General features: G+C 63.0%; 24 protein-coding genes. 11 read left to right on the forward strand and 13 right to left on the reverse strand.

Annotation, left to right across the window (positions count from 1 at the left end):
* Positions 1-7: 7 nt before the first annotated feature.
* The gene (locus HZZ13_RS30680; protein WP_197963224.1) at positions 8-253 is read right to left on the reverse strand and encodes a zinc-finger domain-containing protein; all 246 of its coding nucleotides are present in this window, start codon (positions 251-253) and stop codon (positions 8-10) included.
* A 308-nt stretch (positions 254-561) separates the two neighbouring features.
* Between HZZ13_RS30680 and HZZ13_RS30685 the strand changes: the two genes are divergently transcribed.
* Both HZZ13_RS30685 and HZZ13_RS30690 read left to right on the forward strand, forming a co-directional pair.
* On the forward strand, positions 562-1698 hold the full coding sequence (locus HZZ13_RS30685) for a hypothetical protein (protein WP_197963225.1): 1137 nt from the start codon (positions 562-564) through the stop codon (positions 1696-1698).
* 117 nt (positions 1699-1815) lie between these two features.
* Positions 1816-2571 (forward strand): alpha/beta fold hydrolase, encoded by a 756-nt coding sequence (locus tag HZZ13_RS30690; RefSeq protein WP_197963226.1) that lies wholly within the window; start codon positions 1816-1818, stop codon positions 2569-2571.
* 59 nt (positions 2572-2630) lie between these two features.
* On the opposite strand, the gene HZZ13_RS30695 is transcribed toward HZZ13_RS30690, so the two are convergent.
* A complete protein-coding gene (locus HZZ13_RS30695) occupies positions 2631-3596 on the reverse strand; it encodes an ABC transporter substrate-binding protein (RefSeq protein WP_197963227.1) in 966 nt (321 codons plus the stop codon).
* A gap of 533 nt (positions 3597-4129) precedes the next feature.
* Between HZZ13_RS30695 and HZZ13_RS30700 the strand changes: the two genes are divergently transcribed.
* Positions 4130-4810 (forward strand): 2-keto-4-pentenoate hydratase, encoded by a 681-nt coding sequence (locus HZZ13_RS30700; RefSeq protein ID WP_197963228.1) that lies wholly within the window; start codon positions 4130-4132, stop codon positions 4808-4810.
* 366 nt (positions 4811-5176) lie between these two features.
* Here the strand turns inward: HZZ13_RS30700 and HZZ13_RS30705 are convergent, their stop codons facing one another.
* On the reverse strand, positions 5177-6535 hold the full coding sequence (locus tag HZZ13_RS30705) for a hypothetical protein (protein ID WP_197963229.1): 1359 nt from the start codon (positions 6533-6535) through the stop codon (positions 5177-5179).
* A 276-nt stretch (positions 6536-6811) separates the two neighbouring features.
* On the opposite strand from HZZ13_RS30705, the gene cysE reads away from it, so the two are divergent.
* Both cysE and HZZ13_RS30715 read left to right on the forward strand, forming a co-directional pair.
* Positions 6812-7636 carry a serine O-acetyltransferase gene (cysE, locus tag HZZ13_RS30710; protein ID WP_197963230.1) on the forward strand — a complete coding sequence of 275 codons (825 nt, stop codon included), beginning with the start codon at positions 6812-6814 and terminating at the stop codon, positions 7634-7636.
* A gap of 131 nt (positions 7637-7767) precedes the next feature.
* A complete protein-coding gene (locus tag HZZ13_RS30715) occupies positions 7768-7986 on the forward strand; it encodes a DUF3126 family protein (RefSeq protein ID WP_007602550.1) in 219 nt (72 codons plus the stop codon).
* 545 nt (positions 7987-8531) lie between these two features.
* On the opposite strand, the gene HZZ13_RS30720 is transcribed toward HZZ13_RS30715, so the two are convergent.
* A complete protein-coding gene (locus HZZ13_RS30720) occupies positions 8532-9239 on the reverse strand; it encodes a hypothetical protein (RefSeq protein WP_197963231.1) in 708 nt (235 codons plus the stop codon).
* A 222-nt stretch (positions 9240-9461) separates the two neighbouring features.
* Between HZZ13_RS30720 and HZZ13_RS30725 the strand changes: the two genes are divergently transcribed.
* From HZZ13_RS30725 to HZZ13_RS30740, 4 genes are all read left to right on the forward strand, one after another.
* Positions 9462-9791, forward strand: coding sequence for a DUF6949 family protein (locus tag HZZ13_RS30725; RefSeq protein WP_197963232.1), 330 nt, complete (start codon positions 9462-9464; stop codon positions 9789-9791).
* 85 nt (positions 9792-9876) lie between these two features.
* On the forward strand, positions 9877-10407 hold the full coding sequence (locus tag HZZ13_RS30730) for a gamma carbonic anhydrase family protein (RefSeq protein ID WP_197963233.1): 531 nt from the start codon (positions 9877-9879) through the stop codon (positions 10405-10407).
* Between the two features lie 133 nt (positions 10408-10540).
* The gene (locus HZZ13_RS30735) at positions 10541-12235 is read left to right on the forward strand and encodes a PAS-domain containing protein (protein ID WP_197963234.1); all 1695 of its coding nucleotides are present in this window, start codon (positions 10541-10543) and stop codon (positions 12233-12235) included.
* 100 nt (positions 12236-12335) lie between these two features.
* Complete coding sequence (locus tag HZZ13_RS30740; protein ID WP_197963235.1) at positions 12336-12662, forward strand: hypothetical protein; 327 nt, start codon at positions 12336-12338, stop codon at positions 12660-12662.
* Between the two features lie 245 nt (positions 12663-12907).
* Here HZZ13_RS30740 and HZZ13_RS30745 read toward each other — a convergent pair whose 3' ends face one another.
* Together HZZ13_RS30745 and HZZ13_RS30750 are read right to left on the reverse strand one after the other, a co-directional pair.
* Positions 12908-13402, reverse strand: a complete 495-nt coding sequence (locus HZZ13_RS30745; protein WP_197963236.1) for a hypothetical protein — start codon at positions 13400-13402, stop codon at positions 12908-12910.
* Positions 13403-13583: 181 nt separating this feature from the next.
* Positions 13584-13769, reverse strand: coding sequence for a hydantoin racemase (locus HZZ13_RS30750; RefSeq protein ID WP_246504616.1), 186 nt, complete (start codon positions 13767-13769; stop codon positions 13584-13586).
* 58 nt (positions 13770-13827) lie between these two features.
* Between HZZ13_RS30750 and HZZ13_RS30755 the strand changes: the two genes are divergently transcribed.
* On the forward strand, positions 13828-14571 hold the full coding sequence (locus tag HZZ13_RS30755) for a DUF5131 family protein (protein ID WP_197963237.1): 744 nt from the start codon (positions 13828-13830) through the stop codon (positions 14569-14571).
* Here the strand turns inward: HZZ13_RS30755 and tcmP are convergent.
* The 6 genes from tcmP to HZZ13_RS30785 form a co-directional block, all read right to left on the reverse strand.
* The gene (gene tcmP, locus HZZ13_RS30760) at positions 14527-15429 is read right to left on the reverse strand and encodes a three-Cys-motif partner protein TcmP (protein ID WP_197963238.1); all 903 of its coding nucleotides are present in this window, start codon (positions 15427-15429) and stop codon (positions 14527-14529) included. The genes HZZ13_RS30755 and tcmP overlap by 45 nt on opposite strands.
* 145 nt (positions 15430-15574) lie before the next feature.
* Positions 15575-16306 (reverse strand): aspartate/glutamate racemase family protein, encoded by a 732-nt coding sequence (locus HZZ13_RS30765; protein ID WP_197963239.1) that lies wholly within the window; start codon positions 16304-16306, stop codon positions 15575-15577.
* Between the two features lie 21 nt (positions 16307-16327).
* Positions 16328-17206 (reverse strand): ABC transporter permease, encoded by an 879-nt coding sequence (locus HZZ13_RS30770; RefSeq protein WP_197963240.1) that lies wholly within the window; start codon positions 17204-17206, stop codon positions 16328-16330.
* A gap of 3 nt (positions 17207-17209) precedes the next feature.
* A complete protein-coding gene (locus tag HZZ13_RS30775; protein WP_197963241.1) occupies positions 17210-18163 on the reverse strand; it encodes an ABC transporter permease in 954 nt (317 codons plus the stop codon).
* Positions 18164-18168: 5 nt separating this feature from the next.
* The gene (locus tag HZZ13_RS30780; protein WP_197963242.1) at positions 18169-19458 is read right to left on the reverse strand and encodes an ABC transporter substrate-binding protein; all 1290 of its coding nucleotides are present in this window, start codon (positions 19456-19458) and stop codon (positions 18169-18171) included.
* A gap of 44 nt (positions 19459-19502) precedes the next feature.
* Positions 19503-20489, reverse strand: coding sequence for an ABC transporter ATP-binding protein (locus HZZ13_RS30785; RefSeq protein WP_197963243.1), 987 nt, complete (start codon positions 20487-20489; stop codon positions 19503-19505).
* A 258-nt stretch (positions 20490-20747) separates the two neighbouring features.
* On the opposite strand from HZZ13_RS30785, the gene HZZ13_RS30790 reads away from it, so the two are divergent.
* The gene (locus tag HZZ13_RS30790; RefSeq protein ID WP_197963244.1) at positions 20748-21455 is read left to right on the forward strand and encodes a GntR family transcriptional regulator; all 708 of its coding nucleotides are present in this window, start codon (positions 20748-20750) and stop codon (positions 21453-21455) included.
* Positions 21456-21491: 36 nt separating this feature from the next.
* Here the strand turns inward: HZZ13_RS30790 and HZZ13_RS30795 are convergent, their stop codons facing one another.
* Positions 21492-22469 carry a Bug family tripartite tricarboxylate transporter substrate binding protein gene (locus tag HZZ13_RS30795; protein ID WP_311972767.1) on the reverse strand — a complete coding sequence of 326 codons (978 nt, stop codon included), beginning with the start codon at positions 22467-22469 and terminating at the stop codon, positions 21492-21494.
* Between the last annotated feature and the right edge of the window lie 262 nt (positions 22470-22731).

Raw genomic sequence — 22731 nt, forward strand, 5'->3', positions numbered from 1 at the left:
ACGGAGGTCAGGCCACCTTGTCCTTCAGCACGCATTCCGGCGGGCGGGCTTCGCCCGGCTTCAGGTCGGCCGCGAAGCGGAACAGCGTCGAGCAATAGGGGCAGATGATCTCGTTGTCGTTGCCGAGGTCGAGGAAGACGTGCGGATGGTCGAACGGAGGGTTGGCGCCAACGCACATGAACTCTTGCGAGCCGATCTCGATGACGGGAACACCGGCATCGTTATGGAAGTGCGGGACGACATGGTCGGACATCGTAGTTCATCCTGGAGTGGCGATGGAGGCAGACACAATCAAGAACTGACGCGGCATCTTTAAGGCGCCGCGGACCATACTGGCGGGTCCAGATGATTGCTAGTCCAGCGGAACCGAAAAGCTTCGCAAGTGCCCCATGCTCATTTGCTCATGCAAATTCGACACAATCTTGCGGCCTGAGAGAAGCCCTTCTTTCGTCGGGGACGTTGTGTCGCAATTTTGGCATACTATCTCTGTGGTTGCGTGAAATCGGGACGAAAGGCGTATCGTTCCGCGCGAGCGAACCAAGGGCATCCGGGCTTTTCCACATGAAGTGGCTGCGAATCAGTACGGCGTTGGCGGGAACGGCCGTGTGCGGCTTCGTGCTCGCGCAGGTGGCGCCGCATGCCCGCGAGGCCGGCGCGATCCTGGCCGCCCAGGATGATCCGGCCGCACTCTCCGAGCTCAAGCTCGATGCACTGCTCCGGCACAACGACCGCCTGGTTCAGGACAATATCGAGGCCGCGCTCGCGGCCGGCGATGCCGATCTCGCCGACAGTTTCGTTAACCTGGCGCGCGAGCGCAACATCGCGCTTCCCGACGACCTCTTGAGCCGCGTCGGCGACGCCGTCAAAGCGGAGAATTCCACCGCGCATTTCGCCACGCGCTTCGCCACCGGTCTCGTCACCGGCAACGCGGACGACGTCGCCAGCCTCTCCGGAACCGTGGCCGGCGATCTCTTCGTGTTCGGCGACATCAGGGACGTGGTGCGCGAGGGCAAGCATCTTGCCATGGGCGAGGACACCGACCGCCTCGTGCTCTCCCTTGCGGCGGCCGGCCTTGCGGTGACGGCGGCAACCTACGTCTCCGTCGGCGGTGCCGCGCCGGTGCGCGCCGGACTGTCGCTGGTGAAGGATGCGCGCAAGCTCGGACGGCTCGGCGAGGGGCTCGCCGCATGGGCGGGCCGCTCCGCGCGCGAGGTCGTCGACACGCCGATGCTCCGCAACGCGGTGGCATCGGGCTCAGTGCTGCGTCCCGGCCAGACCGTGAGCGCGATCAAAGCCGCGTTCCGGGCCGAGAAGGCCGGTGCGCTGGTCCGGCTCGGCAAGGACGTCACGCGCGTCGCCGGAAAGACCGGCACGCGCGGCGCGATGGATACGTTGCGCATCGCCGAGGGCCCGAAGGACGTCGCGCGCGCGGCGCGGCTTGCGGAAGCGCAGGGCGGCAAGACGCGCGCGATCATCAAGCTGCTCGGCCGTGGCGCGCTGTTGCTCGTCGGCGGCGCGTTCGACCTGGCGATGTGGCTGTTCGGCGCGCTCGTGACGCTGTTCGGCCTGCTCTCCTCGATTAAGGCGACGACCGAGCGCCTGACCCAAGCCTGGTGCGATCGCCGGCGGGCGCGGCGGCTTCGCCGCGCGCAGATCGCGGCCGACGCCGCTGTGGCAAGCACGGCCGCGACGGCCTGAAGCGCGAGCCGCTTCGGGCTATTGTTTGAGCATGATGTTGCCGGAAAACCGCTGCACACTTTTGCGATCGTGCTCTAAGATCGCGTCATTCCCCTCAACACCATCACGGAACTGCTGATGCCGAGCTTTCACAACGGCGCCGTTGAAATTGCCTATCTCGACGAAGGCGAGGGCGATCCGATCATCCTGGTGCACGGCTTTGCCTCCAGCAAGAACGTGAACTGGGTCTATCCGACCTGGGTGTCGGAGCTGCGCAAGAACGGCCGCCGCGTGATCGCGCTCGACAATCGCGGCCATGGCGAGAGCGCAAAGCTCTACGAGCCCGCGCAATATTCGATTCCCGTGATGGCCGGCGACGTGCTCGCGCTGATGGATCATCTCGCCATCCCGCAGGCCGACATCATGGGCTATTCGATGGGCGGACGGATGACGGCCTGGCTCGCCCTCAACGAGCCGCAGCGGCTGCGCTCGGCGATCCTCGGCGGCATCGGCATCGGCGGCCTGATCGAGGGCACCGGCCCCGGCGAGAACGTCGCGATAGCGTTGGAAGCGCCCGCGCTGGATGACGTCACCGATCCCGTCGGCCGTACCTTCCGCGCCTTCGCCGACCAGACCCGCTCCGACCGCCGCGCGCTCGCCGCGTGCCTGCGCGGCACGCGCGATCTCATGACCCGGGAGGAAGCCGCGCGCATCGACGTGCCGGTGCTGATCGCGGTCGGCTCGACCGACGACGTCGCGGGAAGCGCCAGCGCGCTCGGTGCCATCATCCCCGGCGCGGAAGTGCTCGATATTCCCAATCGCGACCACATGCGTGCGGTCGGCGACAAGGTCTACAAGACCGGCGTGCTCGACTTCCTGTCACGTCGCGGCTGAGGCGATGTTGCCTGAGGCGATTAGGTTAGTGCCCAATGATCATGAGCAAGTTGGGCCGCTCATTCGATCAGATCGTCGGCGGCGGCGAGCAGCGTTGGCGGGATCGTCAGGTCGAGCGCCTTGGCCGTCCTGAGATTGATCGCCAGCTCGAATTTGGTCGGCTGCTCGACCGGCAGATCGGCTGGACTTGCGCCCTTCAGGATCCGGTCGACAAAATAGGCGGCGCGCCGAGCGGTCGCCGGGATGTCCGCACCATATGACATCAGCAGGCCGGCTTTGACCGGGCCTTTGAAAAAGTAAAGGGTCGGCAAGCGTTTCTGAATAGCCAGCCCAGCGATTTGCCCGGTGATCCCGGCAAAGATGGGAGCTGGGAGAATAACGACTGCTTCAGCTTTCTCGTTCGCGGCGGCTTCCAGCGCGTCCTCGATCGCGCTGACGTTGCGGGCTTGTAGGATTTGCAGGTTAAGCGAAAGCTCGGCGGCCGCAGCTTGGGTGTCTCGCAGCGAAAACAGTGCACCTGGATCGTCAGGATTCCAAAGCACCGCAACTCTGCTTATCCCCGGAATCATCTGTTTGAGCATTCCCAGTCGTTTACCACTCACCTCCGGCCCAAGCAGACTTAGCCCAGTGACATTGCCGCCGGGTTTCGCGAGGCTTCTGACGAAACCGAGGCCGACAGGATTGGAGCTAATCATCACGATTGGAATCGTCGTCGTCTTGCTCAGCGCCGCGCGAGTTGCCTGTGATCCATCGGCATAGATAACGTCGACATTCAGCTGCACCAGTTCGGCGGCGAGATCACCAAGCCGATCGCTCTTGTCGCCCGCGCTTCGGGTTTCGATAATGATATTTTGCCCTTCGGCATAGCCGAGATCGTGCAGACCTTGCAGAAATGGGGCAAGTTCTCGTGGATCGACGGTCAGGTGGCCGAGCCGCCATACCGATCTGGTCCTTTGCGCCTGGGCGGTAAGCGGCCGCGCCGCCAGAGTGCTTGCCAAAGCGCCTATGAACTCACGCCGCCTCAAAGCTTGCTCTCCTCAGTTAAGCCCGGGACGCGACCTCAAAGTAGCAGGATTACCCCTCCATGTTGATGACGGCCCACGGGTGTTACGCGCGTCCGCGTTGGGTCACGAGTGCCGATTTGGCCCATTGCCAGCCAGTTTACGTCCGCCCGGACATCGCCGATGCGCCTTGTAGTTGCATGGGGTTGACGCATCAATTGGGCGGGCCGATGGATGCTCAACTTTGAGAGAAGGCTGGATGGTCGGCTTTGGGGTTATTCGCGTCGGTTTGCCCATGAGGCGATGACTTCCGATCTAGCCGGATAAGCGGACGCGGTCAGATCGGGCCGGCAGGTCTCGAACGGGCCAAAACCGGGCTAACGCGCCGCAGCAAGCCGTGCAATATTGTTGGCTGTGAAGCCAACCACAATCCGCCAAGATGCGCCGCAGGAGGAAGTTTCATGCAGTCTTCGGAGGTCTGCGCACGTCAGGTCGTCGAAGCGAGACGTTCGCTAAGTAAGCTGGAGGCTTTGGACCCACGGCACAGACCAATAACGATGGAAGAGGCTTATCGGGTCCAAAGAGCGGCTATCGAGGCTTGGGGAGATGAGATCGCGGGATGGAAGGTGGGAGCAACATCCTACGAGATACAGAAGCTATTCGGCATCACCGAATGCGTCTACGGCCCAGTCTTCAAGAAGAGCGTGTTCAGTAGTCCTGCTCGTCTGCCGGCTGCGGACTTCCAACATCTTTTGCTCGAAAGTGAATTTGCTTTCCGGTTCGGCCGCGACCTCGCGGCGCGCAGCACCCCTTACGCTCTGCAAGAAGTGCTGGATTCGGTTGACGTCCTTTTTCCAGCGTTTGAAATTGTCAGCCCACGTTTTCCCCGGCTCACGATCGATGACATACCTCAGCTCGTGGCGGACTTTTGCGCTAACGGCGGCGCAATACTAGGTTCACCCTTCACCAGTTGGAAGGGGCATGACCTTTCCTCCCACCGCGTGGAGCTTCGGATCGGCGGGAAATTGCGTCAGGCTGGCACGGGGGCATCGGTTATCGGCAATCCACTTAACGCGCTAGAATGGCTTGTGAACGTTTTGAGCGCGCAGGGTGTCTCTATCGGTCGAGGACAATTCGTTATGACAGGCACAACAACCGGTCTTCACGCTCCCACCAGAGATCAGTCCGCGATGGCTGACTTTGGCAAGTTCGGCAAGGTGGAAGTTGTGTTCACGTGACTGAGCGTTTCCAGTTGAAATCACTGCTTCAATGGCGGCTCAATGACCGGAGCTCGGGAAATGTCTCACAAGCAGGAGCAGAGCAAAGAAACGCACCAAAAATCCTCGATGAGTGTGGTGCAGGGATAGCCGAAGGCTAGTGAGTCCGCACAGCAGGTGGCAAACTTCTGCTTTGGGTTCACGAGCAGACGTGCAAGCGGGCCGCGTGGGAGCGACCGGAGTCCGAATGGGAGCGGTTATCGGACTCCGGTTCTTTGCCGACGCGGATCGGCATTTGAATACCAAAGTCGGCTGTGGGTGTTCCTTTTCGATGAAGGCGATCGCTGCTCGGACAAAACCAAAACGCGATGACGCTTCATCCCCATCTCATCGCGCTTTGTCGTCCTCGCCCCAACGCCGCGCCGCGGCCGTCAGCACCACGAACGTCGCAACCCACACCATCCGCGCGCCGTAGCGGTCGTGGGGCCCTGAGATCACGCCGCAGATGAAGGCGTTGCCGAGGAGGGCCAGCGTCACTGTCACAGCCAGCAGCGTCAGGTCGTCCAGCCGGCGGCTGGCGAGTGCATGGGCGAGCAGCGCGACCAGCGCCAGCATCGAGGCCAGCGCGACCGGGACGTGCAGCCAGTTCACGTCATCGAAATTGACGCCCCAGTTCTGCTGCCGCGCAGCGCGCATCGGCGCGGCCTGCGCGGGGATGTAGCGCTCGATGATGCCGCGGGTGTGCGGGATCCAGCCGTTGGTGCCTTCGCCCGTCGCCACGTGCAGCAATTGCTGCCCCATCGCCCGCAGCGCCGCGCCGGCCTGCCAGGCCGGATAGTCCTTCAGCGACTGCACGACGATGGTGCCCATTTCCTCGTTCATGCCATCGAAGCGGCCGAGCGTGTTGAACATGCTCTTGCCCCACAGGAATTCGTCGGCGCTCGCCGGCAGCGCGTTGCGATAGGGGCAGAGCTTGTAACGTTCGCGCGGGCAACGGTCGTTGAGATATTGCGCAACGATGCCGTCCTGCATCATGCGGCCGAAGGCGACGCCGTAACCGCCGGGCGTCCAGGCCAGCTTGCCGGACAGCGCGTAGTTCGCCGACACCAGCATCAGACCGCCCGCGACGATGGTGAGGCTTGCCTGCGTCAACCCGGCGAGCGGCAGCCGCCCGCCCAGGAACGGCCGCACCATCCAGCCGGCGGCGCACAGCCCCAGCAGCACGCCGAGCGTGGCGCTGTGGGTCGCCGCGGCAAAGGCGGTGAAGACGAACAGCGAGATCTTCTCGAGCGTCGAGGTGCGGCTTGCGCCGACCACCAGCAGGAACAGCGCCAGCACGGAGAGCCCGGCAAAGATGTCGGTGAGCAGCATGCTCGCAAGCCAGGGCAGCGCGGTCGACAGCATCAGGGAGAGGCTGATCGCGACGAAGCGGAACGTCTGCATCAATCCCAGCACGCGAAGCGTGAGCTGCAGCAGCCATAGCGTTGCCAGCGACTGGACCGCAAGGTTGATCCAGAAGCCAAAACCCTCGCCATAATGCAGGTAGAGGCCAAACACCGTGGAGCGGCTGGGGACGAGATAGCCCTCGTACCAGCGCGCCAGATAGCCGCCGGTATCCCATTGCAACAGCGGATAGCCGTTCCAGAGCGCCGGCGCGATCATCAGGAGGGGCAGGGCCACCGCCGCCAGCCGCAGCCAAAGCGACCCTGCGGCGCGCGCGCGCAATTGATCGGTGGTGATGCTCAAATCCGCTCCGTCCTCGCTTTGAACCAATGACCGCAATAACGGCTCAAAGAGAATTCACCAATAGTTTGAAGCCGCGCGGCTTGATTTTGGCGGAACTCTGACCACCTTGAGACGACCTTGCCGTTTGGGGCGCTAGAAGAAACCGTTGTGTTTCAAAGCCTTGGCGTGGCCAATCGGGCAGGGTGCTGTTCACTCCTGGGCAAGCCCGTCAGGACTTTGTCGCCTAGATTGTGCTATACAGCCCGCAAAAGACGCCCATTCGAGAGAGCAAATCCCATGGCAGTGCATCAGGTCAATCCGGGAGGAAAGCTCGCATCGCTCGATCCGATCTGGGACCGGATCCGCAGCGAAGCGGAGGACATCGTCCGCCGCGAGCCCGAGCTTGCGACCTTCATCTATTCGGCGGTGCTGCATCACGGCCGGCTGGAAGATTCGGTGGTTCACCGCGTCGCCGACCGGCTCGATCATTCCGCGCTGTCCGGCGATCTCGTGCGCCAGGCCTATATGGAGGCGCTGCGCGACGACCCTGATATCGGCAACGCCTTCCGCGCCGACCTCGTCGCCGTCTACGACCGCGATCCCGCAACCTCGCGCTTCATCGATCCCTTGCTCTACTTCAAGGGCTTCCATGCCATCCAGACTCATCGCCTCGCGCACTGGCTCTATCTGAAGGGCCGCAAGGATTTCGCCTATTACCTTCAGAGCCGGTCGTCGGCGGTGTTCCAGACCGACATCAATCCCGCCGCGCGCATCGGCCGCGGCATCTTCCTCGACCACGCCACCGGTTTCGTCTGCGGCGAGACGGCTGTGATCGAGGACGATGTCTCGATCCTGCACGGCGTCACGCTCGGCGGCACCGGCAAGGAGAACGAGGACCGTCACCCGAAGATTCGTCACGGCGTCCTGATCGGGGCCGGCGCAAAAATCCTCGGCAATATCGAGATCGGTCATTGCGCGCGCATCGCCGCGGGCTCGGTCGTGGTCAAGCCGGTGCCGCACAACGTCACCGTCGCGGGCGTGCCGGCCAAGATCGTCGGCGAGGCCGGCTGCGCCGAGCCGTCGCGCACCATGGACCAGATGATCAACGCAATGGGCATCTGAGCGGGCTCTTGAAGCTGCGAAGGGCTGGATTTTCCGGCCCTTTTCGTCCCCAAATTCTTTGACAATTCGTGCTGGCGGTTCACCGTAACTCGTCCTAAAACCCGCCGACCATTTTCGATCGGAGACTTGCCGTGGACGTCAAAGAAGTCAGAAAGCTGGATGCGTATCTGAAGCGCGTATTCGGCAATCCCAAGATCCGCGTCGTGCCGCGGCCGAAGAAGGACGATTCCGCCGAAGTCTATATCGGCGAGGAATTCATCGGCGTGCTGTTCGTCGACGACGAGGACGACGATCGTTCGTTCCAGTTCCAGATGGCGATCCTGGAAGACGATCTGGTCGATCAGGAGTAGTTTCGCCTCGTCCTTGCGAGCGCAGCGACATTTTCGATATGTGCTGCGTTTCGTGTCCCGGACACACTGCAACGCCCCATAGCGCGTCGAAGACGCGCGTAAACGCACTCAGGGCGTTGCAGTGCAGAGCCGGGACCCAGAAGCCACGCAGCACACCTCCGCAAAATAGGCCCCGGCTCAGCAGCGCACCGTCGAAGAGACGCTGCGCTGCGTCCGGGGCACGCAGCGAAAACATCCCGCCGTCATTGCGAGCGCAGCGAAGCAATCCAGAGATCTATCTGCGGAGGGATTCTGGATTGCTTCGCTGCGCTCGCAATGACGAGCAACGGCGATTTTCCATCGTGCCATTCTATCTGAGTTTTGCCCGACGCCTCAAGTCGGATTCGAAAAATACGAAGGCTTGTGTTGGATCTCGCTTCTCAATCGATCTCCAACACTGATGTGATTCTGAAAATACGAATTATGCCAAGCACATGTCTACTGTGCATGGGGTTGTTTTCGTGGTTTTTGTTTTGGCAGCCCCCGTCGAGGCCAGCCGGCCCCGCTCAGCCCCGCGGCCCGCGCAGCTGCGCGGTCAGCCTCTCCATCGCCTCCGCCACCTCGCGCCATTGCGACAGCCAAGCCCGCGGAAAGCGGAAGGTGAGGTCGGCGCCGCCGACGCGGCGCTCGGCGAGGCACATGCCCGGGGTGGCGGCATCGCGCGTGCAGCGGGCGGTCAGCGCGGGGCTCGCAGCCGAATAGAGGTCCTCGCTGCCGTAGGGCGTGTCGGCGCGGAACGTCCGCATCGCCAGGCCGTCCGCAGGGATCGCCGCGGCCTGGTCGAGATAGCGCGGATAGATCGTGGTCGTGCGCTGCTCGGGCGAGAGCGCATCGTGATGGGCTGCGATCGACAGGAAGATGCGGTCGATCGATTGCAGCGCCGCTTCCGCCGTGTCGGAGGTGACGTGCTTGGGCGCGCCGGGTGGCTCCAGCGAGGGATAGAGGAAGTCGAGATCGATGCGTTCCTGCGGGCCCGAGTGCCGCTGGATCTTCATCCGGATCGCGGCGACCGGCAGGTTGAACAACGTGCCGCCGACGCTCACCGGCAGCTTGTCCGGGGCGTTCACGCCACGGCTGCCCCAGGTCGGCCACAGCAGATAGGCGACGAGCGCGACCGCAGCGATCGCAGCCGCGCCGCCGAGCACGATCGGGACGACATGCGCCCGGGTGTGCGTGCGGGGGGACCTGAGGGGAGCTGCCGAGAACAAAGTCATGAATTGCGCGAGGTCGACCGGAGGTCGGCCGATGGCCGACGAATCAGCGGCGAATATGCCATGCGACCGCGGCTTCGCGCAGCGTTCCCGGCTGCTTGGATCGGGATGGCCCCCGCGCGGGACGGCCGGCCGCGTTAACCTTTCCTTAAGGATAATGTAGCGTTAAGGCGCACTCTTTGTCACAGGAAGGCACGCGCGTTGCGTAAGGGCGGAGCACTTCCGATGACACCTGAAGCTCTCAACACCTTCTTCTCGATCTGCATCGGTTTCGCGCTCGCGGGCGCGCTCGTGAACGGATACCAGGCGCTGGCGCAGCGGCCCGCCGGCTTCGGCCTGCTGCAGGACGGCGTGGCCCCGAAAACCTTCGCGGCGGTTCCCTTCCTGGTGTTCGCCGCGCCCTTCATCATCATGCGCAACACGCTGCGCGGCATGCGGGTGGAAAGCCGCCGTGTCGAGTTCGTCATGATGGCGACCCTCATCGCCGGGTTCTGGAGCATGATGAGCGGCACCTTCTTCCTGATGACGCTGCGCGCCGCCGGCGTTCTGGGCTGATCCGAAGCGCCTTGGGCGCGGCCGGCCCTTTGCGTCGCGGCTGCCGTTTGGCTATGCCAGTCGTCAACGCGACAGGAGACAGCCAATGGCCATCTACGAGCTCGACGGGCAGGCGCCCGACCTTCCCGCCGACGGCAATTATTTCATCGCCGAGACCGCGACCGTGATCGGCCGGGTGCGCTTGATGCCGGGCGCGAGCGTCTGGTTCGGCGCGGTGCTGCGCGGCGACAATGAGTGGATCGAGATCGGCGAGGGCGCCAACGTGCAGGACGGCTCGACCTGCCACACCGATCTCGGCTTTCCGCTTGTCATCGGCAGGAACTGCACGGTCGGCCACAACGTCATCCTGCACGGCTGCACCATCGAGGAGGGTGCGCTGATCGGCATGGGCGCGATCGTGATGAACGGCGCGAAGATCGGCCGCAACAGCATCGTCGGCGCCGGCTCCGTCATCACTGAGGGCAAGGAGTTCCCCGAGCGCTCGCTGATCATCGGCTCGCCGGCCCGCGTGATCCGCACGCTCGACGACGGCCAGGTGCAGAAGATGGGGAGCGCGGCGAGGTTCTACGTAGCCAACGGTCCGCGCTTCAAGCAGGGCTTGAAGCGGATCGGCTGACCCTGCCCGACCGGCTGCGGTTCTCCCCAGCCGGGCCACGGCCCATACCGTAAAAATACAGCTTAGCGCTTTAATCCTCTGCTAGCGCGATCACGCTAATCGTCGAGCGCTTTCAACCAGGAGGAGCGGCGCCATGGCAGCTGCGGCGCTGGAATCGGGTTTCGATGCCGGAACCAAGTTCTTGAAGAAATTGGTCCGTTTCATACGCGGCGCCGACACGCTGAGCGTTGCGGAGAAGGTCTACAGCATTGCCGCCTTCCTCGCGATCGTCACCACTTTCCTGCTGGTGATGTCGGTCCAGTCGGTTCGCTTGCAGACGACGTATCGCCACCTGCATGCCTCCTCCGCCGAGGCGGCGATCGGCGTCGGGCGCATCAATGCGCTGATCTATGCCGTCGTGATGGAATCGCGCGGCATCTACATGTCCGCCGATCGCAACGCGGCGAAGCAGTTCGCGGACGGGCTGGTGCGGCGCAATCGCGAGCTCGCCGAGGCCGCGAAGAGCATGGAGAAGCACGTCGGCACCAATGACGCCGAACTGTTCGCGACCTTCCGCCAGCGCATCATGCAGTTCATCGACTTCCGCCAGGAGCTGGTGCGGCGTGGCCTGGAGATCAGCCCGGCCGCGGCCCGCGAATGGGGCGACAACGACGCCAATCGCTCCCTGCGCAACAAGCTCAACGGCGATCTTGAAGCGCTCGAACGTATCTACCGTGAGCGCGCCAGCGAGGCGGACGCGCTCGCCAACGAGAACCGCTACGCCGCCGCCTATCTGTTCGCGCTGGGGCTCGCGGCCCTGATCCTCGCGGCGTTGAACGTCGTGGTCATGCGGAACTCGGTGGTCGGCGCGCTCGCCGATATCACGCAGGCGACCGACCGGATCGCGCAGGTCGACGTCAAGAGCGAGGTGCCGCATCTGCGCCGTCACGACGAGATCGGGCGCCTTGCGCGCGCGGTGCAGAACTTCCGTGACGCGGTGGCACGCATCTTCCAGCTCGAGGAGCTCGAGCTCGGCACCGCGCAGGCGCGCGACGCGGCGATGACCGAGCGCGACAAGTTCAACGACAAGTACCAGGCCAAGAAGTGGCAACTATCGGCGGCGATCAACAGCATGCCGCAGGGCCTGATCATGCTCGACGGCAAGGCCAACGTGGTGGCGATGAACGCCAATTACCGGAAGATGTACGGTCTGCCCGAGACGATCCAGGGCGGATCGAGCTTGCAGGAGATCCTCGATCACAGGGTCAAGAGCGGATTGTTCAGCGGCGACGTCGCGAAATATGTCGCGGCGGTTCTCGACCGGATCGCCAAGCGCCAGCCGACGGCCTACGAGATTGCCTTGAACGACGGTCGCGTCATCAAGATCTACGAGCGTCCGATGGACGGCGGCGGCTGGGTGTCGGTGCAGGAGGACATTACCGAACAACGCCAGCGCGAGCGCATGCACGAGCGCATGGAGCGTTTGCTCGCCATCGTCGTCGAGAACGTGGCCGAAGGCATTATCGCGAAGGATGCGCGCAACCTGCGCTATCTGTTCATCAACAAGGCTGCCGAAAAGCAGATCGGCATGTCGCGCGCCGAAATCGTCGGCAAGACCGCGCGCGAATTGTTTTCGAAGGAGACCGCCGATCTGATCGAAAAACGCGATCAGCAGCTGCTCGCCCAGCAGCAGCAGCTCGAGCCGATGATCGATACGGTCAACAACCCGATCCGCGGCCGGCGCAAGGTCTCGTGGCGGCGCCTTCAAATCGGCGGCGCCGGAGAGGATTCGCATATCTTCGTGACCATGGTCGAGGATCTCGGGACAGAGATGGGCGCTGCCGCGTAGCGGAGGGGCAAGGCCGTCTGGCGCTTTCAAGCTGACGTGAGGGCACTTGTTCCGGAACAGGTCTTCGTCGCGATCGTTGACCGGCAAAGGAGAATTTCCGATGGCCAGGTCGTGCGCTTCGATCAAGACCGCGATCATGATCCTCGCACTCGCGGCGATGCCGGCCGCGTCCTTCGCGCAAACGGCCGGCGGTTCTGCTGGATCGAGCGGAACCTCGATGGGATCGACCGGAGGCTCGGTGGGATCGACCGGAGGTATCCCCAATGCGCCAGCACCGCCACCCGGCACCAACAGCCTGGGGACCGCGCAATCATCCGGTCCAGGGTCCGGCGTCACCACCGGTACCGGCGCGGATACTGATGCCACCGTCAACGCCGAGAACCGGCAACTCGACAAGAAGCTCAAGAGCATCTGCCGCGGCTGCTGAATGCTAGCGCTGAAGTGAGATCGCGTCGCTGTCACGAAGTCCGGGGCGAGGCCTCCGCGTGAGGCGGAATACCTGTGAAAAAAAACAAGGCCGTTGACGCAATATACCGTCAACGACCTTGCCAGCCCCGGATATTGAAATCGGCTCACGCCATCCGGTAATGGCCAGCATCGCGCGGAATCATACCGGCGAATGTGATCCAGTTCACAAGTGGCGAAAATAAAGTTCCCGCCCCCGTGATAGGCTCAGCCGCGCGAGCGCTTGCGTGCGCTGGCGTGGACACGGTGCCGCGCCGGTTTCCTGCGGGTAACCGCTGGCGTCTCGACCTCGGTCGCCCGTGCACTGGCAAAGGACTGCCGCAGGCCGTCGATGGCTTCGTTCAAGGCCGTGACCTGCTCGGACAGGCGCTTGGTGTCGGCCTGTTGCGCCGCCATCAGCCGCTTCATGGTCTGAAGCTGGTCCTGCACCACCTGGAGCTGGTCGATCGATTCCTGCTGGGTTGCTTCCAGCCCCTTGGTCTTCTCGACCAGCTGCTCGGAGGCCTGGGCGGTGCGGGCCTGAAGCTGCCGTGATGCCACCACCCGGTCGCTCTCGGGGGCGGCGCCGGTATAGGCCCGCCAGATCGCGATCGACGTGACGCCCGCGATCAGCAGCAGGAGGGCTGCAGCGGTCAGCGCGATCGGCTGGGCGCCAAGGCGAAAAAGGGAGTTGGACGGCGTGTCCTGGGCGAGATCGATCATCGCTGACAAAACCCAAATTGAAACTTGGTGAGTGGCGAAGACCGGCAACCCAGAGAGGCCACCGGGGCGTCCCGAAAGCCTTACGTTTCGGCAAGGAATGGGACCAAAAAGAGGCTGAGTGCGGAAAAAACCAGGAATCAGCGAGCCTTGCCGGGTCCAAACGGTGCGGCAGCGGCAGGGATCAGGGCTGAAATTGCGAAAACGGCCCGGAATAGCTCTTCGTGCGCGGGGCCGCATGGGGGCCGAGGCGGGACGTCGTCAGGCCCAGCCGCACCAGTGATTCCGCCAGCGTCACCGCGGCCACGACGCCGTCGACCACGGGCAGGCCGTGCGCGGCGGCGAGCTCGCTGGCAGTTAGTGCAATCACAGACCCTTAGGGATAATTTACTGCGCTCTGTCAGGTCTAAGCGCTCGGAGGATGCACGATGGCCGAAACCTCGATCGAGTGGACCGACGCAACCTGGAATCCGGTCGCGGGCTGCACTGTGCTCTCGCCTGGATGCACCAACTGTTACGCCATGCGCATGGCCGCGCGTCTTGAGGCAATGGGGGCCAAAAAATACCGCGGCCTAACGCGAAAGAGCGGAGGACGGTCTGTTTGGACCGGCAAGCTGTTCCTTGATCGCCGAGCACTCGAAGCACCGAAGGTCTGGCGCAAACCGCGCCAAATTTTTGTGAACTCTATGTCCGATCTATTCCACGCGAATGTGCCCGATAGTTTTGTCTCGGAAGTGTGGATGACGATGCAGGCGACACCGCAGCACACCTATCAGATCTTGACCAAGCGCCCCGATCGGATGGCCGAGATCACACACGCTTTGCCAACGCTCAAGAATGTTTGGCTTGGTACCAGCGTTGAGAACGCAGATTACTTTGATCGCATCGACGATCTACGCCGAGTGCGCGCAGTGGTTCGGTTCATTTCGTTCGAACCGCTGCTCGGATCTGTAGCAACCGCCGATCTCTCCGGTATTCATTGGGCAATCGTTGGCGGTGAGAGCGGTCCCCGCGCCCGGTCGATGGACCCCAAGTGGGTGGACGAAATCGAGATTGCTTGCCGCCGTCACGGCACGGCGTTCTTCTTCAAGCAATGGGGCGGTAGAAATAAGAAAGCATCGGGCAGACTACTTCGTGGCCGGACGTACGATGAGATGCCGCTTAGGATTTAACAGGTGATCTCCGATCCGCGTGGCGAGACCGATGGCTTCTGGCGCTGGGTTGGAAATGCATAGGAACAATGAAAACATCTGCGGCCCGCGATCGATTGGTAGCGCGAGGGGTTTCAATACTGCGCCGAAGATTTCGCTAAGCCGACTTCGCACGTAGCGCTCCAGACCAGCCGGATTTAGGTTTCTTCGCCGCTCCGGCAACATTCCGAACATGTCGGGGTCGCCGACTTCAGGATAAAGCTCTTCTTCCCAAGATTCTGAGCCAAACATTCGCGTCAGCGCGGCGCGCTTGTGCTCGTCAATGTCGGTTAGCTTCCTCGTGGCCTGTCGGAACAATCCCGCCAACGGAAATAAAAACCAGACGTCGATTGCCTTCGTTGCGGCGAGCGCCTGAAGAGTGGTCCACCCGACCTCCATTCCATATGGGTCAAGGAAGACAACGGCTCTTTTGTCGTCCCAGCTGTTATTGGCAACAAGCTGTTTCAGAGCTGAATTTGCGTCTTCCTCTGCGACAACGATCTTGCGTTGAAGATTTTTTGCACGCAGATCTTCAAGCGCAGAAACATAGTTGGGATTCTTTTCGATGAAGACCACGAAATCAAACTCGGGCCTTACGTCCAGCGCGATTTGAGCTGATCCGCGCCTTCGCTCGATGACTTCTTCGACTGGCTTTTCGATCAGTGTGGCGCCCTGTCGTTCAGTTCGAACCGTCCGAGTCCCGCTTCCGGCAAACGCATCAATGTACCAAAGGTTCTTGAAGTGGGGACGGAGCGCTGTGGTAAAGGCCTTTAAATACCCCTCAACAATCGACAATTTTAGTTCAGTATGCTGCCCACCAAATTCGTGATCTGCGATCATGATTTCTCGCACGCCCTAGTGGCGCAAATGATGTTTGCCAATTAGGTCAACGAAAATATACTCTACCAAAAATAGTATCAATCTAATTGCGATAGGAAAACGTGCGCTTCATTGGTCGAGTCTGGGCTTGCCGGTCGAACCGAGCTCAAGGCTGAAATTGCGAGAACGGCCCGGAGTAGCTCTTCGTGCGCGGTGCGGCGTAGGGCCCGAGACGGGAGGTCGTCAGTCCCAGCCGCACCAGTGATTCCCCAAGCGTCACCGCGGCCACGACGCCGTCGACCACGGGCAGGCCGTGCGCGGCGGCGAGCTCGCCTGCGAGATCGGCCATACCGGCGCAGCCAAGCACGATCGCTTCAGTGCGGTCGTCACGGATCGCGGCGGTGATCTCCGCCGAGATCTTGCCGAGCGCATCGATGTTGCGCTCTTCCAGCGCCAGCACCGGGACCTCGGCGGCACGGACGCGGGCGCAGCGTTCGGCGAGGCCGTACTTCCGCAGATTGTGCTCGATCGGCACGATGGAGACGCCGAGCGTGGTTATCACGGCAAAGCGCGCGGCGATCAGGCTCGCGAGGTGGAAGCCGGCCTCGCCGATACCGATCACCGGTGCTTTGGCGGCGGCACGCGCGGCATCCAAGCCGGTGTCGTCGAAACAGGCGATGATGTGCGCGTCCGCGCCGTCGCGATCGGCCTCGCGGATGCAGCCGAGCATGCCGGGGACGGCGAAAGCTTCGTCGTAGAACCCCTCGATCGAGACCGGGCCCATTGCCGGCTGACGCGCATCGATCACGGTGTCGGCAAGGGCAACGCTGCGCGCGGCAGCGGCGATCTTAGCCGTCATCGATGCCGTTGTGTTGGGATTGACGACGTGAAGTCGCATCGGAACAGACGAGTCCTTATTTCAGACGGGTCCCTTGCCGGCGTCCGAGCCCTTGGCCGCCTGCCGCTTGTTGAGCACGTGGATGGTGCCGAGTGCAAGCGTGATGACCGTAAACGAGACCGCCGAGATCACGGTGCCGAGCGCGTAGATGTCGGGGTTGGTCACGGTGGTGGTGAGGCCTTGAAGATCCAGCGGCAACGTGTTCACCGCGCCGATCGCCTGGCTGGAGCGTGCGAGCTCGTCCCAGGACAGCGTGAAGCCGAACAGGCCGATGCCGATCACCGAGGGCAGGATGATCGGCAGCACGACGTGACGGAACGTCTGCCATGGCGTGGCGCCGAGATCGCGCGCGGCTTCCTCGAGGCGCGGATCGAAGCGGTTGAAGATCGCGAACATGATGAGCAGCCCGAACGGCAGCGTCCAGGTCAGGTGCGCGCCGAGCCCGGACGTGAGCAGGCCCATCGAGGTCTCGAAATTCTCGTTCCAATGCGCCTTGATCAGGTCGTCGATGATGCGGAACTCGAGCGAGATGCCGAGCGAGGTGATGATCGAGGGCACGATGAGGCTGGCGATCGCCGAGTAGAACAGGATGCTCTGCGCCTTGAATTTTCTTCGGAACGCCATGCCGGCGGCGACCGACAGCACGACGGTGACGATCATCACGATGATTCCGAGCAGCAGCGAGCGGCGGAAGGCCGCGCCGAGATCCACGATGCCGGTGCCTTGGAACAGCTTTGCGATCCAAAAGGTCGACACGCCGTTCATCGGGAAAGTGAGGCCGCCCTGCGGCCCCTGGAACGACAGCACGTAGATCGCGATCATCGGCCCGTAGAGAAACAGCACATAGGCCGCGAAGAAGATCGCGAGCACGTAGAACGAGCGCGGGCGTCCTTCCTTCATGCTCTAGAGCTCCTTCTTGATGTCGACGATGCGCGACATCATGGTGATGATCAGGAAAGTGATCGCGAGCAGGATCACGGCGTTGGCCGCGGCGGCGGGGAACTGCAGCGCGTTGACCCGCGTCTCGATGATCTTGCCGGCCGCGGCGATCTGCTGGCCGCCCATCACGCCGATGGTGATGAAGTCGCCCATCACGATGGTGATGACGAAGATCGAGCCGATCACGATGCCGGGCTTGGCCAGCGGAATGATGACGTTGACGAGGGTCTGGAAGCCGCTGGCGCCAGCATCATAGGCGGCCTCGATCAGCGACTTGTCGATGCGCACCATCGAATTGAAGATCGGCACCACCATGAAGAAGGTGAAGAGGTGCACCAGCGCCAGCACCACCGAGAATTCGGAGAACAGCAGCCATTCCAGCGGATGGTTGATCAGGCCGGTCTTGATCAGACCGGAATTGACGAGGCCGTTGCGGCCGAGCAGCGGGATCCAGGCAATCATGCGGATTACGTTGGAGGTCCAGAACGGGATCGTGCAGAGCAGCGACAGGCCCATCTGCCAGGTCTTGGACTTGACGTGAAAGGCGAGGAAATAGGCGACCCAGAAGCCGATGAAGAGGGTGATGGCCCAGACCATGAAGCAGAGCTTCAGCGTCATCACATAGGTCTTCCCGATCGTGCAGAGGTCGGGAAGCTGTGCGATGCAGCCCTCGAACGTGTCGGTGTAGCCGCGGCCGGACAAAGCCGGCAGCAGCTGGTATTCATTGTAGTCCCAGAACGAGACGATGACGACGAAGACGAGCGGAATGAGGAAGAAGGCGAGAAACACCAGCATCATCGGCCCGGCCTGGAGCCAGGAGATGAAGGACGGCGACAGGCGCGTCGGCTTTGCGGCGCGCGCTGTGCCCGCCCCCGGGAGCAAGCCCGGGGTTGCCTGTTGCAGGACTTCTTCTGACATGTCTGCTACGCCGCGATGAACTCGTTCCACTTGCGGACCATGTAGTCGTTCTCGTCCATCACGGCGTTCCAGCACGCGACGCCGCCCATGCGATCCTCGTAGGAGCCGCCGTCACGCACCGCGCCGGCCTTTTCCAGCAGCGAGCCGTCGGGCGCCTTGATGTCCTTCTCGGCCGGCTTGCCCTCCATCCAGTACGCCCATTCGTAGGGCTCCATGTGCGCCTTCGCGGTGGAGAGCACGGCGGAGTAATAGCCCTGGCGATTGAGATAGGCGCCGGCAAAGCCCGACAGGAACCAGTTCACGAACTCATAGGCCCATTCGAGCTTTTGACCCGAGACGCCCTTGGACACGCAGAAGCCCGAAGCCCAAGAGCGGTAGCCTTCCTTGAGCGGCTGGAAGGTGCAGGGGATGCCCATCGAACGGACCTTCGTCACCGCCGGCGACCACATCGACTGGATCACGGTCTCGCCGGACGCCATCAGGTTGACGCTCTCGTTGAAGTCCTTCCAGAAGGCGCGGAACTGACCGGCCTTCTTGGCCTCGGTCATCACCTTCATGGTGAGATCGATCTCTTCCTTGGTCATGTTGCCCTTGTCGGCATATTTGTACTTGCCGGAGGCTTCCACGACCATCGCCGCATCCATGATGCCGATCGAGGGGATGTTGAGGATCGAGGCCTTGCCCTTGAACTCGGGGTTGAGCAGTTCGGCCCAGGTGCTGATCGGGCGCTTGATCAGGTCGGGGCGGATGCCGAGCGTGTCGGCGTTGTAGACGGTCGGGATCAGCGTGACGAACTCCGTCGCCGACGTCGCGAACTTCTTGGAATCCCTGCCTTCGAGATAGAGCACCTTCCAGGGCGCGGTGCCCTGGCCGCCGATCTTCTTGCCGCCGGGCGTCTCGCCCTTGGTGAAGACGGGCGTGATGTTGTCGAACTCCTTGATCTTCTTGGCATCGAGCGCAAGGATGTTGCCCGACGGGACCAGCTTCTTCAGCGAGAAATATTCGGTATCCAACACGTCGAAGGAATTCGGCTGGGTCATCACGCGCTTGGTGACGTCGTCGGTGGTCGCGGTGATGTATTCGATCTTGATGCCGGTGTCCTTCAGGCACTGCTTGGAGATGTCGTCGCCCTCGTTCACCGCCGTGCCGAGATAGCGCAGCACCTTCGCGTCGGCCGACTTCACGTAGGGAAAGCCGGTGATCGCGCCGGAGCCGGCGGCGAGGCCGGCGAGACCCGCGGTGCCCTTCAATAGCGTGCGGCGGCTGACGCCGGTCTTCCTGGTCGTCTCGGTCATTTCGCTCACTCCTCTGTGTTGCGCATTTTCCGTGGTGAAGGGTGCTATTGCAGGCGTTGCGCCTTGGCGGGATCCCAGGTCGCCAGCACGCGATCGCCCGGACGGAACGGATGCACGTCGAAGGTGGCCTCGGGAACGTGGGAGAACAGGGCGGTGCCGTCATCGAGCGTGAGCGAGACGGCGATGTAGGAGCCCTGATACTCGGTCTGGGTCAGCAGTGCCGGCGCCCCGAAAGCGCCGTCGGCGAACGGCACGATGCCGAGCTGATCGGCGCGGACGGCTATGAGATTGCCGGCGTCGCTGAGCACGTTGTGGCCGCCGATGAATCGGGCCACGAATTCGGTGCGGGGATGATGGAAGATGTCGCGCGCCGTGCCCTGCTGCTCGATCTTGCCGTGATTCATCACCACGATGTGGTCGGCAAGGGCCATCGCCTCTTCCTGGCCGTGGGTGACCTGGATGAAGCTGATGCCGAGCTCGCGCTGCAGCCGCTTCAGCTCGCCGCGCATCTTGACGCGCAGGAACGGATCGAGCGCCGAAAGCGGCTCGTCGAGCAGGAGGATCTGCGGCTCGGTAATCAGCGCGCGGGCGAGCGCGACGCGCTGCTGCTGGCCGCCGGAGAGCTGCGCCGGAAGACGGCCTGCATATTGGCTCATCGCCACCAGCTCGAGCAATTCGCCGGCCCGCTTGTGCCGCGTCGCCTTGTCGATGCCGCGCATCTTCAAGGCGAAGGCGACGTTGTCGAGCACGGAGAGATGCGGAAACAGCGCGTAGGACTGGAACATCATCGCGGTGCCGCGCTTGGCGGGCTCGAGGTCGGTGACATTCTGCGCGCCGAGAAGGATGTCGCCTTCGCTCACCGCCTCGTGGCCTGCGATCATGCGCAGCGTCGAGGTCTTGCCGCAGCCGGAGGGGCCGAGCAGGCAGCAATAGGTGCCCGCCGGGATCTTCAGGTTGACGTTGTCGACGGCCAGCGTGGCGTCGTAGCGTTTGGTGACGGCGACCAGTTCGAGAGCGGCAGGAATGGCCATGGCGTGTCCGAGGAGGGGCGATGCGTCCCGCCTCTCTCCGCAAGGTCCGTGCCAACAGCCCGCGACGTTGCGAATTTCCAAAACTGTGCAGCGGAGTCAGATCGTTAGATCGATTCCGGCCGAATTTGTCCGCCCGCCGCCTGTGCAGCCGGCTGCACACAAAACGGGCGGAAATTGTATAAAGTTTCGCCTGTGATTGGATACAGCTCGTCGACTAACATTGCAGGCCGAACGTTCGTCGATCGAGCCCTCACAATCATGGCCGCCAAGCCCCGCCAGAAACCCGATGCGCCCGATGCGAGCGATCGCGTCAGCCGCATCCGGGAGGGTGTGACCGCCGCGATCCTCGAGCATCGCCTGCTGCCTGGCACGAAGCTCGGCGAGGACGAGATCGGCGACATCTACGGCGCGAGCCGGACGCTGGTGCGCACCGCGCTGCAGCAGCTCGCGCATGAGGGCATCGTCAGCATCGAGAAGAATCGCGGCGCCTTCGTCGCGCGCCCGACCCCGGCCGACGCCCGCGAGGTGTTCGAGGCGCGCCGCCTGATCGAGCCCAGCATCGTCGACCATGCGATCGATGCGGTCTCGCCGGCCTGGCTCGATCGCCTCGGCCGGCATCTCGATGAGGAGCGCGAAGCGGAATTGCGCGGCGATGCGCGCGCCCAGGTGCGGCTCTCCGGCGAGTTTCATCGCCTCGTCGCCGAGATGAGCGGCCACAGCATCTATCTCGGCTTCCTCAAGGAGCTGATCGCGCGCTCCTCGCTCATCATCCTGCTCTACCGCCGCCACGACACGCCCGCGTGCGGCACCGATCATCACGCGGGAATCGTCGCCGCGATCGGCAAGCGCGACAAGGCGCGCGCGAGCGCCTTGATGCTCTCGCACCTGAACGAGATCGAGGCGGAGCTGTTCCTGAAGGAGCTTGGCGCCGACGAGCTGCGGCTGGCGGACGTGTTGGGGGCGTGAGAACCGCGTCGCCAGCGGGATCGGCGAGTCCGGATGTCATTGTGGCTCCAAGCCGAGATTCCTGATCGACTCCAGCCAGACCGGCCCTTCGTTTTCGTAGAGGGCGACCGAGGATGCGCGATCCATTGCCGGCGAGTCGACGCCGAAGGCCTCGAGCAGCTTCTGGACACGCTCGGTCTTGCCGCCTTCGACCATGAGCTTGGCGAGCAGTTCGATCCGGTCGGGCGGCGTCGCAGCGGGCGCCACCAGGGCCGTGAAGCTCGTCAGCTGGAAGACCTTTCCGGTGACCCCCTGCTCGGCGAACGTCTTGGTGTCCGGCAGTTTCTTCATGCGAACCAGTGACGGGACGGCGATCGCGCGGCCGACGCCGGTGTCGAGGACTGGAAGCGCGGCCTGATAGCTGCCGGTCGCGGCCTGGATGACGCCGGCCGCCAGGTCCTGCCACATTGGCGCTTCGCCGCGATAGTGCACGATGGAGATGTCGAGGCCATATTGGCGGTTGAGCTCGGCGATCGCGATGTGCGCGAACGAACCGATGCCATACGAGCCTGCCGTGACCTTGTTGTGGCGCGCATATGCGACGAAATCTTCGATGGACTTTGCGCCGGTGGCGGAATGGACGACCAGCGGCAGATGACCCGATGGCGTCACTGCGACGATCGTGAAATCCTTGTCCGGATCGTAGGCGAGCGATTTCAGCAGCAGCCGGTTTCCGAGCAATGTGGACGAGATCGTGTACATCAGCGTATGGCCGTCCGCCGGCGAATCCTTGACCGATTGGGCTGCCAGCGCGCCGCTCGCTCCCGTCTTGTTTTCGACAACGACAGGCTGTCCGAGCTTCTGAGAGATGTAATCGCCATAGGCGCGGGCGAATGCATCGGTGATGCCGCCGGCGGGCGTCGAGACGACGATCTTGATGGCTCTGGTGGGCCAGGCTTCTGCCGCGGACCCTTCAGCGGTCGCCACCACAAGGCATGCAATTGCAGCCCCCAATATTCCGACGAATGTCCTCACTTGCCCCTCCGGTTTCGCTCTGCGTCTTGGGCGCCCTGCGGTCGCCGGGCAGAGATGTCACACGAGTGGAGGCAAATGGAAACAACATTTTACTGTGTGAAATAGCTGTCTCCTGACGACGAAGACGGGCCTGCCGCAGCAAGCTTGGCGGCGAGCGCAACGGCCAGTGCGGAGGCGGCGCCGGCGACCTTCCTCGGGACGGAATAATGGCATGGCAGCTCTTTGCGGGGACGGTGCCGCATTGGCTCCTCAGTGACCGAGT

The organism is Bradyrhizobium agreste, from assembly GCF_016031625.1.
GTDB classification, from domain to species: domain Bacteria; phylum Pseudomonadota; class Alphaproteobacteria; order Rhizobiales; family Xanthobacteraceae; genus Bradyrhizobium; species Bradyrhizobium agreste.

Bases quoted from the DNA above. Each gene is read 5' to 3' on its own strand.
- HZZ13_RS30745 (WP_197963236.1), bottom strand. From the start codon at position 13,402: ATGATCGATCTCGCCCAGGACACGCCGTCCAACTCCCTTTTTCGCCTT.
- HZZ13_RS30790 (WP_197963244.1), top strand. From the start codon at position 20,748: ATGGCCGCCAAGCCCCGCCAGAAACCCGATGCGCCCGATGCGAGCGAT.
- HZZ13_RS30730 (WP_197963233.1), top strand. From the start codon at position 9,877: ATGGCCATCTACGAGCTCGACGGGCAGGCGCCCGACCTTCCCGCCGAC.
- HZZ13_RS30700 (WP_197963228.1), top strand. From the start codon at position 4,130: ATGGAAGAGGCTTATCGGGTCCAAAGAGCGGCTATCGAGGCTTGGGGA.
- HZZ13_RS30740 (WP_197963235.1), top strand. From the start codon at position 12,336: ATGGCCAGGTCGTGCGCTTCGATCAAGACCGCGATCATGATCCTCGCA.
- HZZ13_RS30735 (WP_197963234.1), top strand. From the start codon at position 10,541: ATGGCAGCTGCGGCGCTGGAATCGGGTTTCGATGCCGGAACCAAGTTC.
- HZZ13_RS30690 (WP_197963226.1), top strand. From the start codon at position 1,816: ATGCCGAGCTTTCACAACGGCGCCGTTGAAATTGCCTATCTCGACGAA.
- HZZ13_RS30685 (WP_197963225.1), top strand. From the start codon at position 562: ATGAAGTGGCTGCGAATCAGTACGGCGTTGGCGGGAACGGCCGTGTGC.
- HZZ13_RS30785 (WP_197963243.1), bottom strand. From the start codon at position 20,489: ATGGCCATTCCTGCCGCTCTCGAACTGGTCGCCGTCACCAAACGCTAC.
- HZZ13_RS30680 (WP_197963224.1), bottom strand. From the start codon at position 253: ATGTCCGACCATGTCGTCCCGCACTTCCATAACGATGCCGGTGTTCCC.
- HZZ13_RS30755 (WP_197963237.1), top strand. From the start codon at position 13,828: ATGGCCGAAACCTCGATCGAGTGGACCGACGCAACCTGGAATCCGGTC.
- cysE (WP_197963230.1), top strand. From the start codon at position 6,812: ATGGCAGTGCATCAGGTCAATCCGGGAGGAAAGCTCGCATCGCTCGAT.
- HZZ13_RS30720 (WP_197963231.1), bottom strand. From the start codon at position 9,239: ATGACTTTGTTCTCGGCAGCTCCCCTCAGGTCCCCCCGCACGCACACC.
- HZZ13_RS30765 (WP_197963239.1), bottom strand. From the start codon at position 16,306: ATGCGACTTCACGTCGTCAATCCCAACACAACGGCATCGATGACGGCT.
- tcmP (WP_197963238.1), bottom strand. From the start codon at position 15,429: ATGATCGCAGATCACGAATTTGGTGGGCAGCATACTGAACTAAAATTG.
- HZZ13_RS30775 (WP_197963241.1), bottom strand. From the start codon at position 18,163: ATGTCAGAAGAAGTCCTGCAACAGGCAACCCCGGGCTTGCTCCCGGGG.
- HZZ13_RS30770 (WP_197963240.1), bottom strand. From the start codon at position 17,206: ATGAAGGAAGGACGCCCGCGCTCGTTCTACGTGCTCGCGATCTTCTTC.
- HZZ13_RS30725 (WP_197963232.1), top strand. From the start codon at position 9,462: ATGACACCTGAAGCTCTCAACACCTTCTTCTCGATCTGCATCGGTTTC.
- HZZ13_RS30780 (WP_197963242.1), bottom strand. From the start codon at position 19,458: ATGACCGAGACGACCAGGAAGACCGGCGTCAGCCGCCGCACGCTATTG.